General features: G+C 65.8%; 9 protein-coding genes. 7 read left to right on the top strand and 2 right to left on the bottom strand.

Translation table 11 applies throughout. The features are described from left to right. Nucleotides 1–89 precede the first annotated feature (89 nt). Nucleotides 90–1,007 carry a LysR substrate-binding domain-containing protein gene (locus ATO4_RS10145; RefSeq protein ID WP_083591416.1) on the bottom strand — a complete coding sequence of 306 codons (918 nt, stop codon included), beginning with the start codon at nt 1,005–1,007 and terminating at the stop codon, nt 90–92. A 137-nt stretch (nt 1,008–1,144) separates the two neighbouring features. Between ATO4_RS10145 and ATO4_RS10140 the strand changes: the two genes are divergently transcribed. The 5 genes from ATO4_RS10140 to ATO4_RS10125 all read left to right on the top strand — a co-directional run bounded on the left by ATO4_RS10140 (nt 1,145) and on the right by ATO4_RS10125 (nt 8,935). Beyond that, entirely contained in the window at nt 1,145–2,647 is a 1,503-nt protein-coding gene (locus ATO4_RS10140) for a catalase (protein WP_083591415.1), read from the top strand. A 237-nt stretch (nt 2,648–2,884) separates the two neighbouring features. After that, on the top strand, nt 2,885–4,129 hold the full coding sequence (locus ATO4_RS28310) for a PRC-barrel domain-containing protein (protein ID WP_083591414.1): 1,245 nt from the start codon (nt 2,885–2,887) through the stop codon (nt 4,127–4,129). Between the two features lie 230 nt (nt 4,130–4,359). After that, the gene (locus ATO4_RS27040; protein ID WP_139802370.1) at nt 4,360–4,518 is read left to right on the top strand and encodes a DUF3563 family protein; all 159 of its coding nucleotides are present in this window, start codon (nt 4,360–4,362) and stop codon (nt 4,516–4,518) included. A gap of 382 nt (nt 4,519–4,900) precedes the next feature. Further along, entirely contained in the window at nt 4,901–6,823 is a 1,923-nt protein-coding gene (locus ATO4_RS10130) for a methyl-accepting chemotaxis protein (protein WP_083591413.1), read from the top strand. Nucleotides 6,824–7,141: 318 nt separating this feature from the next. Next, entirely contained in the window at nt 7,142–8,935 is a 1,794-nt protein-coding gene (locus ATO4_RS10125; protein ID WP_083591412.1) for an L-lactate permease, read from the top strand. Nucleotides 8,936–9,031: 96 nt separating this feature from the next. Here the strand turns inward: ATO4_RS10125 and ATO4_RS10120 are convergent, their stop codons facing one another. Further along, nucleotides 9,032–10,255: an argininosuccinate synthase gene (locus tag ATO4_RS10120; RefSeq protein WP_083591411.1), complete on the bottom strand. Its 1,224-nt coding sequence runs from the start codon at nt 10,253–10,255 to the stop codon at nt 9,032–9,034. Nucleotides 10,256–10,520: 265 nt separating this feature from the next. Here ATO4_RS10120 and ATO4_RS10115 point away from each other — a divergent pair, with 265 nt between their 5' ends. Next, a complete protein-coding gene (locus tag ATO4_RS10115) occupies nt 10,521–11,303 on the top strand; it encodes an outer membrane beta-barrel protein (RefSeq protein ID WP_176222931.1) in 783 nt (260 codons plus the stop codon). A 111-nt stretch (nt 11,304–11,414) separates the two neighbouring features. Then, entirely contained in the window at nt 11,415–12,059 is a 645-nt protein-coding gene (locus ATO4_RS10110; RefSeq protein WP_083591495.1) for a LysE family translocator, read from the top strand. Nucleotides 12,060–12,062: the final 3 nt, after the last annotated feature.

Here is a 12,062-nt window from a genome sequence, read left to right as displayed (position 1 = left end):
CTGCGGGGGTCTGTACGACGCCGCAGCTGCGCATGGCGAAGGTCGCGGCGAGGGGGCTGCAAAGGCCGGGCCGGGCAGCCGTCAGCCATCTAAGCGTCTGCCGGCGAGGGCTTGTCCATCGAGCGGCAGACGACGTCGGCGAAAGCGTTGAAATCGCGCCGGCGCACCGTCGTCGGGCGGAACGCCAGGACGAGACGGCGGGACGGGACCGGCTTTGCCAGGCGAAGGACCGCGATCCCGTCGGCCGGCGCCTCGTCGCGGATCGCCATTTCCGGGATGAGGGTGGCACCGAGCCCGCCCGCCACCATTCTGAGGATGGTCGTCAGGCTGGTCGCGCCGAGAGTCGCAAAATCCTGGTCGCTAGCCGTGCGGCAGACGTCCAGCGCCTGGGTCCGCAGGCAGTGCCCCTCTTCGAGGAGAATCATCTTCTGCCGGGGCAGGGCCTCCGCCGGAACCGGATCGGGCAGCGATGCGGCGTCCGCCGCGGGCACGGCGAGAAGGAACGGATCGTCGAAGAGCTCGATGGTTTCGACCTCGTGGCGGTCCTCGAGGGGCAGCGGCAGGGCGATCACCGCGCAGTCGATCTCGCCGGACAGGAGGTCGGCCATCAGCTTCTCCGTCACGCTCTCGCGAACCTGGCATTCGAGGTTCTGGAAGGTGTTGGCGAGGAGCGGCAGGAGGCGGGGCAGGAGATAGGGGGCGACGGTGGCGATCATGCCGACCCGGATGCGCCTGCCGAGCAGGCCGGCGCTGCGGTCGGCGAGGCTTTCCAGTTCGCGCACCTCGGAGAGGATCCGCCGCACCCGGTCGGCGACGAGTTCACCGTCGGCGGTGAGGAACACGCCGGCCGGCTCGCGCCGGAACAGGGCCGCCTGCATCTCCGCCTCCAGCTGGGCGATCTGACCGGACAAGGCGGGCTGGCTGATGTTGAGGCGTCTGGCGGCGCGGCCGAAATGGCGGGTTTCGACGAGGGCCTGGAAATAGCGGATCTGCCGGAGTGTGAACATGCCCGATAAGTTATCCCGATCGCGGGCCGATGGAAATACGATTGGAGGTGATCGCGGCATTCCTACATAGTGGTTTGGAACATTTCCAAGGCCCGTGCATCGGCGCAGGCCGCCAATCCAGACCAGGGAGGCCACACATGGCTGATCGCCCGAGACTGACGACGACGGCCGGCGCGCCGCTGTCCAGCAACCAGAATTCCAAGACCGTCGGCGAGCACGGTCCCGTCCTGCTCGAGGACTACCAGCTGATCGAGAAGCTCGCCCACCAGAACCGCGAGCGCATTCCCGAGCGCGTCGTCCATGCCAAGGGCTGGGGCGCCTTCGGCAACCTCACCGTCACCGAGGACATCAGCCGCTATACCCGCGCCAAGGTGCTGCAGCCGGGGACGAAGACCGACATGCTGGCCCGCTTCTCGACGGTGGCCGGCGAGCAGGGCGCGGCCGACGCCGAGCGCGACGTGCGCGGCTTCTCGCTGAAGTTCTACACCGAAGAGGGCAACTGGGACGTCGTCGGCAACAACACGCCGGTGTTCTTCGTCGCCGATCCCTACAAGTTCCCCGATTTCATCCACACGCAGAAGCGCCATCCGCGTACCAATCTTCGTTCGGCGACGGCGATGTGGGACTTCTGGTCGCTCTGCCCGGAATCGCTGCATCAGGTGACGATCCTGATGTCCGACCGCGGCATCCCGGTCGACCCCTCGCGCATGAACGGCTACGGCTCGCACACCTTCTCGCTGTGGAACGACAATGGCGAGCGCTTCTGGGTGAAGTTCCACTTCAAGACCCAGCAGGGCCATGCCCACTTCGTCAACGAGGAAGCCGAGAAGGTCATCGCCAAGTCGCGCGAGAGCTATCAGGAAGCGCTCTACGGCATGATCGAGGCCGGCCGCTTCCCGAAGTGGACGATGTTCATCCAGGTGATGCCCGAGGGTGAAGAGGCCGGGTTCGAGGAAAAGACCGGCTGGTCCGCCTTCGACCTCACCAAGGTCTGGCCGCACTCGATGTATCCGCTGATCAAGGTCGGCGAGATGGAGTTGAACCGCAATCCGGAGAACTATTTCTCCGACATCGAGCAGTCGGCCTTCAACCCGTCGAACATCGTGCCCGGCATCGGCTTCTCGCCGGACAAGATGCTGCAGGGGCGGCTGTTCTCCTATCCGGACGCCCACCGTTACCGCATCGGCACCCATTACGACGCGCTGCCGGTCAACAAGCCGAAGAGCCCGGTGCATCACTATCACCGCGACGGCGAAATGCCGTTCGGCATGCGCACCAACCCGGACGCCTATTACGAGCCCAATTCCTTCGATGGCCCGGTCGAGGATCCTTCCGTCGAGGAGCCGCCGCACCGCTATGCGGGCCAGGTCGGGCGCTACGAGTACCGGGGCAAGGCCGATCACTATTCGCAGCCGCGGGCGCTCTTCGAGCTTTTCGACGACGGTCAGAAGCAGCGGCTGTTCAACAACATCGCCGGTGCGATGCAGGGCGTGCCGCAGTTCATCGTCGACCGGCAGCTCGCCCACTTCGAGAAGGTGCATCCGGACTACGGCGCCGGCGTGCGCAAGGCGATCGCCGAACAGAGCCGTGACGATGCCGAGGCGAGCCTGTCGACCAGCCACAGCGCTGCGGCCGAGTAAGCCGCGGTTCTGGAGAGGTCTCGCGCCTTGCGGCGCGAGACCTGAAGGAACTTCCAGATCCCCTGACGACCAGATCTATCCGCGACGCGAAGGGTCGGGCACCAGCCCGGCCCTTTTTGACGTCTGCCAGGTCCTCCGCCCGTGCAGTCCCTCGCACACCCCGCTGCCGGATCTCCGATTGCCGAGATCAGCCGCACGCCAACATCTGAACCGAATGGAATCCGTGCGCGCAGGTAGATGATGATCCGCCATCGGAAGAAGATGCTGCAAACATCTCGATGGTCGGGAGTACATCATTTCGGAAGCATGATATTTAGCCGTGACGATAGTCGCTCAAACATATTTGGAACACATCGCCGACACGACGGTTGGTCTATCACGATCGCCGCATCGACAGCGCTCATGCGGCACATCCCCAATATTGTTCGGAGGAACTTGATGAAGACCAATCTCAAAGCCGCACTGTTGATGAGCTCGATTCTGGTGGCGCCTGCCGCCTTTGCTCAGGACAACACCCGGAACGCCAACGACCCGGCCCTCGCGCAGGACCAGCAGACCGGTGGCGCCGACGTCGTCGTCGATCCGGACGCGCCGGAAATCCGCGTCAATGTGCCGGAGCCGGACGTCTCCGTCGACCAGGCCAGCCCCGACGTCAACGTGACGCAGCCGCGTGCGACCGTCATCGTCCGCCAGCCGGCGCCGAACGTCACCGTGGACATCCCGCAGCCGGAGATCACGGTGCGCATGCCGGAGCCGCAGGTCGACGTGAGCCAGTCGCAGCCGGACGTCAATGTCTCGCAGGGCCAGCCGCAGGTGAACATCGGCGATCAGGACAGGGCGGACGTTGAGACCAACGACGACGAGACCCAGGCGAATGTCACGGTTCAGCAGTCCCGGCCGCAGGTCTCGATCCAGGACTCCGACCAGCGTCCCGAGATCCGCTACGAGCGTGAAGAAGCCAACGTGACGGTCAACCAGCCGGAAGGCGAGCCGCGGATCCGCTATGAGGATGCGGAGGGCAACGAGATGTCCGCCGACGGTTCGAACATGAATGCGCAGGACCGCATGGCGCAGTCCGACGACGACACGGTGCAGACGTCGAGCACCTCGGAGCAGGCCGGTACGCAGGGCAACGATGCCAACCTGTACATCGCAGTCGCAGTCGATGCGGCACGCGAAGTCCAGATGACGGTCGACGAGATCGCCGAGTACAACATCATGGGTGCGAACGGTGACGTGCTGGGCGACATCGAAAACGTGGCCAACATCAACGGCGACCTCTATGCCGTGATCGGGGCCGGGGGATTCCTCGGCATGGGCGAGAAGCAGGTGGCCATCCCGCTGAAGTCGCTCATGGTCCAGGACGGCGGCTTCGTCGCTCCGAGCATCTCCGAGAACCAGATCGAGGGCATGCAGGAGTTCAACACCGGGCAGTACCCGATGCTGGACGGTGACCGCGCCATCACGCTCGGCAGCGTCTGATTCCGATCGGACCATCTGAATAAGCCTGTACGACAGGGGCCGGCGCAATCGCGCCGGCCCTTTCGCGTCCGCGCTGGGGAGGAGGGATCTCGGTCCTGCCGAAAAGGATGACCGAGGACTTAACGCAACTGCCGAACGGCCTCCCGGCCGCTGCATGGGAGGGATGCGGCACGCCGGATTGCTGCACTGCACGCAAACCCCTAGCTTCATGGCGAACAAGGAGAAATGCCATGAAGATTACCCAGACGCTCCGCACCATTCTCGGCCCCACGAGCCGGCAATCCCGCGAACGCAGCTATCTCGAGCAGTCGGTGTCGATGGCCGACCTCGAGCGGCGCCAGCGCGAGATCGAGCGTGGCCTGTTCCAGTCGTCGCGCAACATCTACTGACCATCGATGAGGGCGGCTATCGGCCGCCCGGACGTGAGACGGGTAGAGCCTTCGGGTTCGACGGGGTGCCTCCAGCGCCGTTCCGTCAGATCCTCGCCGGGATTGCCGGCCTCGGCTATGCCCGCGACCGCGTGGTGAGCCAGCCGTGTTCCGTGCTGCCGTCCGGACCGATCACGGCTCCCACGGTTGGCGAGGCGATGGTTCCGATCGCTTCCGCAACGTCCGCACCCTGCCATCGAGGCGCGTTACGTCGGAGAGATCTTATCTCTATGTCTCGCTTATTTTGTAGCCGCCTCACCAATTAAGGCTTTTTTTGACTTTGCGGGCCATGGTCCTGGAATAGCCGGTGCTCCGGCAGGATTTCCGTACAGGACCGACATCGATGAATTTCTCGATCACCCGCAAATTGTCCGCGCTGATCGCCGTGGCGGCTCTCGTGAGCCTCGTTGCCATGTCGCTGCAGCTCTACGCGCTTCATGAGACAATCTGGAAGGATCGCAAGGCCCTGATCGTGTCTCAGGTGGACAGCGCCATCTCGATGCTGGCCGGCTTCCAGGCGCGGGTGGAAAGCGGCGAGATGACGTTGCAGCAGGCCCAGGACCGCGCCCGCGAGGCGGCGACGCCGATCCGCTTCGGCGAGGGCGACTACCTCTTCATGATGAGCGCCGACGGCATCCGGGTGATGCATCCCGATCCGAAGCTGCAGGGCACGCAGTCCTTCGAGGCGAAGGATCCGACCGGGCGCTTCTACAATCGCGAAATGGTCGAGAACGCCCACAAGGGCGGCGGCTTCACTCCCTATTACCGGGCGCGCCTGAAGGGCTCGACCGACCTCTCGCAGAAGCTCTCCTACGCCCAGCTCTTCGGCCCGTGGGACTGGACCGTCGCCGCTGGCCTCTATGTCGACGATCTCCAGACGCAGTTCATGAACGAGGTCTACAAGACGCTGCTGTGGTCGGGGCTGCTCCTCGCCGTCCTGATCGCCAGCGCCCTGCCGATCGCCCGATCGATCTCCCGGCCGATCAACCAGATGACGGCGGCCATGCGGCGGCTGGCATCCGGCGAGCAGTCCGTGGAGATCCCGGCGCAGGGTCGCGGCGACGAGATCGGCCAGATGGCCGGTGCCGTCCAGATCTTCAAGGAGCAGGCCATCGAGCGCCTGCGCCTGGAGAAGGAGGCCGAAGCCTCCCGGGTCTCCGAGGCACAGGCCAAGCAGCGCCAGGCCGATCTCGAACATGCCAAGGCCGAGGATCTGAGGGCCTTCATGGGCGTCGTCGACGCCAGCTTCGACCGCCTCTCCTCGGGCGACCTGACGGTCCGCATGTCCGGGCCGGTGGCCCAGGAGTTCGAGCCGATCAAGGCGAAGTTCAACGCATCGGTGGAAGAGCTCGAGCAGGCGATCGGCCGCGTCGTCGGCACCGTCGGAACGATCCGCGTGGGGCTCAACGAGATCACCGTCGCCTCGAACGATCTCGCCCACCGCACCGAGCAGCAGGCCGCGAGCCTGGAAGAGACCGTCGCGGCGCTCGGCCAGGTGACGAGCGCGGTGAATCAGACGGCCGATGGGGCGAGCGAGGCGCGCAAGAGCGCCGACGCGGCACGCCTGAAGGCGACCCGTGGCGGCGAAATCGTCGCGCAGGCCGTGACGGCGATGAGCGAGATCGAGAGCTCGTCCCAGCAGATCTCGCAGATCATCGGTGTCATCGACGAGATCGCCTTCCAGACCAACCTCTTGGCGCTGAATGCCGGCGTCGAGGCGGCCCGGGCCGGCGAGGCCGGCAAGGGCTTCGCGGTGGTTGCCCAGGAAGTGCGGGCGCTGGCCCAGCGCTCGGCGGAAGCGGCCAAGGAGATCAAGAGCCTGATCACGACGTCCTCGGATCAGGTGGGCCGCGGCGTCGACCTGGTGACCGCGTCGGGCAAGTCGCTGGACGAGATCGTCGCCGAGGTCGCGGGCATGGCCGAGGTCATCGCGCAGATCGCCGAGAGCGCCCGCGAACAGGCGACCAGCCTGCGCGAAGTGTCGGGCGCGGCCGACCAGATGGACAAGGTGACCCAGCAGAACGCCGCCATGGTCGAGCAGTCGACCGCCGCTGCCCAGACGCTGTCGGCCGAGACCGACGGGCTCGCCCAGACCATCGCAAGGTTCAAGACGGCGCAGACGCGCAACGCCGCCTCGCCCGCCCGCAGCTCCCAGCCATCGGCCGGCAGATCGTCCGCCCGGCCGGTGCCGCAGATGCGCACGGCCGGAAGCGGGGGTGCCGCGCGCAAGCCGGCCGCCTCCGAGGAGAGCTGGGCCGAGTTCTGACCGCTCGCGCGCTTCAAGGCGCGGCGGGACTTCGATCCGGGGCGGCGCGTCGCAAGACGCGCCGCCCTTTTTTCATGTGCACGCTCCCCGTGTGGGAGGGCGATAGGCGAGGCGCCAGGCGCTACTTGGGGCGAGCCTCCGGGACAGTGCCGCCGAATCCGCCAAGCCCCTGGCGCGGCGTCCAAAAGTCGCAGTCTGGCAGCAGCTGTGCACAGTCGCGCGAGGGGGCGATCGCAAGGCTTGTAGATCGTCTTGCTTTCCTATCATCTCCGCGGATGCTGTTCTGGTTGCATCGCAACCATCCTGGGGAGGAATGGAATGGGACAGGGCTTTCTGTTCGTACTGGCATTGCTGCCGATCGCGATCGTCTTCGTGCTGCTCGTCGTCATGCGACGGTCGGCCAAACTCGCCATGCTCGTCGCCTATGTGGCGACGGCGGCCATCGCGCTGTCGGTCTGGGGACAGTCCGTCGGCACGGTCGCCGGGGCGACCGTCAACGGCCTCGTTACGGCACTGACGCTGCTTTTCATCATCTTCGGCGCGATCCTCGTCCTGCAGACGGTGCATGAGAGCGGCGCGATCCGCGCCATCCGCCGCGGCTTCACCGACCTGTCGCCCGACCGGCGAATCCAGGCGATCATCATCGCCTGGCTGTTCGGCTCGATGATCGAGGGCGCCTCGGGCTTTGGAACGCCTGCGGCGGTCGCCGCGCCGCTGCTCGTCGCCATCGGCTTTCCGGCCATGGCGGCCGTGCTGGTCACGCTGATCATCCAGTCGACGCCCGTCTCCTTCGGCGCCGTCGGCACGCCGATGCTCGTCGGCGTCAACACCGGCCTGTCCGGCAATGCCGGCGTCACCGAAGCGATCGCGCCGATGCCGCTGATCGACTACGTCTTCGGCGTCGCCGCCAACGTCGCCATGGTCCACGCGCTGATCGGCTTCGTCATCCCGCTCCTGATGGTCGGCATGCTGACCCGCTTCTTCGGCGCCAACCGCTCCTTCATCGAGGGCTTTCGCGTCTGGAAGTTCGCGCTCTTCGCCGGTGTCGCCTTCACCGTCCCCTATTATCTGGTCGCCTGGCTGCTGGGACCGGAGTTCCCGTCGCTGATCGGCGGGCTGATCGGGCTCCTGATCGTCGTTCCGGCCGCCCGTGCCGGGCTGTTCCTGCCGAAGGATCGGTTCGAGTTCCCGGCAAGGGCCGCCTGGAACGAGAGCTGGTTCGGCACGCTGAAGACCGGCGAGGCCGAGGACGCCATCCGTGGCACGGACGGGTCCGCCGCCATCTCGCTGATGCGCGCCTGGTCGCCCTACCTGATCATCGCGGTCCTTCTCGTCCTCACCCGGACGATCGCGCCGCTGAAGGCCTGGCTGACCTCGCCGGACACCACCATCGCCGTCACCGACCTGTTCGGCTCGGGCATCGACGCCAGGGCGCAGCTGCTCTATTCGCCCGGAACCGTCCTGATCCTGGCGTCGCTGCTCTCCGTCGCGATCTTCAGGATGAGCGGCTCGGCCTATGCGAGGGCCTGGGCGAGTTCGGGCCGCACCATGGTCGCGGCGGCGCCGGCCCTGCTGCTTGCCGTGCCGATGGTCCAGGTGTTCCTCAACACCGGCAAGGGGCCGCTGCAATCGATGCCGCTGGTGCTCGCCGAGGGCGTCTCCAGCGTCGTCGGGGCGGCCTGGCCGCTGTTCGCGCCACTGATCGGGGCGCTGGGCGCCTTCATCGCCGGCTCGAACACCGTGTCGAACATGATGTTCTCGCTGTTCCAGTTCTCCGCCGCCGAACAGATCGGCCTCGGGGCTGCCGGGGCGATGATCGTCGTCACCCTGCAGGCGGTCGGAGGTGCGGCCGGCAACATGATCTGCGTCCACAACGTCGTCGCGGCCTCGGCCGTCGTCGGCCTGACCGACCGCGAGGGCGAGGTGATCCGCATGACGCTGATCACCATGGTCTACTACGTGGTCCAGGCCGGGCTGATCGGCATGGCGATCATCTATGGCGGGGTGTGGCCGTTCCTGGCGCTGATCTGGCTGGCGCTCGTCATCGCCGGGATGGCCTTCAACAAGGGCGATCCGGTGAGGGCGCAGGCACGGCCGGTGCCGGCGGAGTAGGGGCGGGCGGTCGGCGCTCGAGACGAACGAAAGGCCCGCCGAGCGATCGGCGGGCCTTTCTTGCATCTTTATCGGGCTGGTCGGGGAGGCGCGGCCTCAGCGCCCGTCGCGCTTGGCGAGCGTCCTGAGCCTCAGCGCATTCAGCTTGATGAAGCCGGCGGCGTCCTTCTGGTCGTAGGCGCCATGATCGTCCTCGAAGGTGACGAGGGCGTCGGAATAGAGCGACTTTTCCGAGGAGCGGCCCTCGACGATGACGTTGCCCTTGTAGAGCTTCAGCCGCACCTCGCCCTCGACCTGGCGCTGGCTGAGATCGATCGCCGCCTGCAGCATCTCGCGCTCGGGCGAGAACCAGAAGCCGTTGTAGATCAGCTCGGCATAGCGCGGCATCAGCTCGTCCTTCAGATGCGCGGCGCCGCGGTCGAGCGTGATCGACTCGATCGCCCGGTGCGCGACGAGAAGGATCGTGCCGCCCGGCGTCTCGTAGATGCCGCGCGACTTCATGCCGACGAAGCGGTTCTCGACGAGATCCAGCCGGCCGATGCCGTTGTCGCGGCCGAGATCGTTCAGCGCCGCCAGCAGCTCGTGCGGCTTCATCCCCTGGCCGTCGATCGAGACCGGGTCACCCTTCGAAAAGCCGATGGTGATGACGGTCGGGGTGTCGGGCGCTTCTTCCGGGCTGAGGGTGCGCATGAAGACGTAGGGCGGCGGCGTCTCGGCCGGGTCCTCCAGCACCTTGCCCTCGGAGGAGGAGTGCAGGAGGTTGGCGTCGACCGAGAAGGGCGCCTCGCCGCGCTTGTCCTTGGTGACGAGGATCTGGTTCTTCTCGGCAAAGTCGATCAGGTCGGTGCGCGACTTGAACTTCCAGTCCCGCCAGGGGGCGATGACCTTGATGTCCGGGTTGAGCGCATAGGCCGACAGCTCGAAGCGGACCTGGTCGTTGCCCTTGCCGGTCGCGCCATGGGCGATCGCGTCGGCGCCGGTCTCGCGGGCGATGTCGACGAGGTGCTTGGAGATGAGCGGCCGGGCGATCGAGGTGCCGAGGAGATAGGTGCCTTCGTAGACGGCGTTCGCCCGGAACATCGGGAAGACGAAGTCGCGGCAGAATTCCTCGCGCACGTCGACGATGCGAATGTCCTTGACGCCGGCCCGTTCGGCCTTCTCGCGGGCCGGGGTCAGCTCCTCGCCCTGGCCGAGATCGGCGGTGAAGGTCACCACCTCGGCGCCGAGCTCGGTCTGCAGCCATTTCAGGATGATCGAGGTGTCGAGCCCGCCGGAATAGGCGAGGACGACCTTCTTGACGTCGCGTTTGGTGGGGGTCATGGCGGGGCTTGAGATCCTGTTTTCGTCGAATGTCCTGCTGCGGCTGCACTTTATGGCCGAGCCTGACAGACGCAAGGCATTCTCGCGGCCTGTGTTGTCAAGAGCACAACCGGTTCTGCCGACATGTGTTAGGCGAGGCACTGCGGCGTGAGAACAGCTTTCGGTTGTCGGTCGCGCCCAAAGGCTGAGCAGAACGAACCTCGTTCGTGACGGAAGGATCTTGATGCCCCATCGTGAAGCGCTGATCGTCGCCCTCGTCGTCCTGATGGCCGGCGCTGCCGAAGCACAGGATTTCCGACCGTCCGGTTCGGCAGGCAGTGCCGCACCGGGTGCCTCCTTCGACGGCGCCTATGTCGGCTTCAGTGGTGCGTTTTCGCAGGTCGATCGGGGCTTTTCGTCGAATTTCGGCCTGCTGCCCGCAGAGAGCGACAAGAGCGATCATGTCTCCGCGGGCTTCCATGCGGGCTACGGGGCAACGTTCGGGTCGCTCTATCTCGGGGCGGAAGGTGATGTTCAGTTTTTCGACGATGACGGTTTCGAAGACTCGGGCGCGCTCAATCTGTTGCGTTTGTCGGGTCCGATCGCCGGCGCGATCGTGGGAGCGCCCGTGCGACCGGGAAGGCTCCAAGAATCGATCAGGATCGAGGAATCGTACCGTCAGAGGGTTCGCCAAACGGTCTCGGCGAAAGTGCGAGCCGGATACCAGCTCGGCCGGTTCATGCCCTTCGTGACCGGCGGCGTCACGGCGGGACATGTCCAGACGGACTACGCGGCGCGGTATCTCTCGGACACGACCCGGAACGGAGCCCTGGTCGGGCAGATCCGCTACACGCCCGAGATTTCCGACGACCAGGTGCAGTTCGGCTACACGTTGGGGGCCGGCCTGGATGTGGCGATCCTCGAAAACGTCTCCCTGCGGGGCGAATACGTCTTCACCGATCTCGGCACGCAGCGCTACATCTTCGAATCGGCGTCGTTTCAGGATCTCGAAGCCGAATTCGATACAAAGATCCACAACGCCCGCATCGGCTTCAGCTACCACTTCTGATGCGCGGCAGAGGGATGGCCGATCGTGGTCTGCATTCGACCCGCGAGATTGTCGGCATGGGACAATGAGCGTAGACGTCTTTTCTCGTCGTAGCTTCGTCGTGTGCCGTTCATGAGCTTCATCCCCGACCTTCCCACCATCCTCGCCTTCTCGGTCGCGTGTTTCGTCCTGACGATCACGCCGGGGCCGGACATGACGCTGTTTCTCGGCCGCACGCTGGCCGGCGGCCGGGCGGCGGGGATCGCCGCCTATGCCGGTGCCTCGACCGGATCGCTGATCCACACGACGCTGGCCGCCGTCGGCCTCTCGGCGCTGATCGCCGCGTCGCCGGAGGCATTTCTGGTGCTGAAGATCTTCGGCGCGGGATACCTGATCTTCCTTGCCGTCCAGGCGGTCCGCTCCGGCTCGACGTTCCGGCTGGATGAAAAGGGCGTTCCGAAAGCCCAGTCGCTGCGCGGCAGCTGGCTGACCGGGATCGGCATCAACCTGTCCAACCCGAAGATCATCCTGTTCTTCGTGACCTTCCTGCCGCAATTCGTCCATGCGGGCGATCCCGGCGCCGGCGGCAAGCTGTTCTTCCTCGGCCTTTATTTCATCGTCTTCGCGACGCCGTTCTCGCTGGCGATGATCTTCGCCGCCGACCGGCTCGCCGAAGGCCTGAAGCGCCGGCCGAAGATCACCCGAGCGATCGACTGGGTCTTTGCCAGCGTCTTCTCCGTCTTCGCCGTGAAGATCCTGATGACCCAGGGGCGGTGAGGG

Source organism: Aurantimonas sp. 22II-16-19i (genome assembly GCF_002088275.1).
Taxonomy (GTDB): Bacteria; Pseudomonadota; Alphaproteobacteria; order Rhizobiales; family Rhizobiaceae; genus Jiella.
This window is presented reverse-complemented; position numbering and strand designations above follow the sequence as displayed.